Here is a 396-nt window from a genome sequence, read left to right on the forward strand (position 1 = left end):
GATCGAGACCATTCAAGTCAGGCAAGCTGACGTCTAGGAGCAAGCAATTCGGCACGGATACACGCGGCCGCATAAGAAATTCTTCCGCAGACGCGAACGTTTCGACCCGGAGGCCGGTCAGATTGATAAGAGCCTCGAGCGATTCACGCACGGAGACATCATCGTCGACAATAAATACAATTGGTTGGGCATGCGACATGATTGGGCCTCTATCGCTGGGTGAGCCGCATTTACGTTCCAAGTAAGCTCGTCAGGTCGCTTGCAGCGCCATGTTGAGAGCATCGAGTAAGGCAGTCTGTGAAAAAGGCTTGGAGAGGCAATCTACAGCACCATCCGCGAGTGCGCGTGAACGTATGGCCTCGTTTTCATGTGCCGTCATAAATACGATAGGAATAG

General features: G+C 52.5%; 2 protein-coding genes. Both read right to left on the reverse strand.

Going from position 1 to position 396, the window contains the following annotated elements; all coding sequences use genetic code 11:
• On the reverse strand, window positions 1–199 hold a 199-nt coding region (locus EN914_RS38185; protein ID WP_127389809.1), incomplete at its 3' end, for a response regulator.
• Between the two features lie 51 nt (window positions 200–250).
• Window positions 251–394, reverse strand: a complete 144-nt coding sequence (locus EN914_RS39940; RefSeq protein WP_348631993.1) for a response regulator — start codon at window positions 392–394, stop codon at window positions 251–253.
• Window positions 395–396: the final 2 nt, after the last annotated feature.

This window comes from Mesorhizobium sp. M7A.F.Ca.CA.001.08.2.1, from assembly GCF_003998455.1.
In the GTDB taxonomy this organism is placed as follows: Bacteria; Pseudomonadota; Alphaproteobacteria; order Rhizobiales; family Rhizobiaceae; genus Mesorhizobium; species Mesorhizobium ciceri.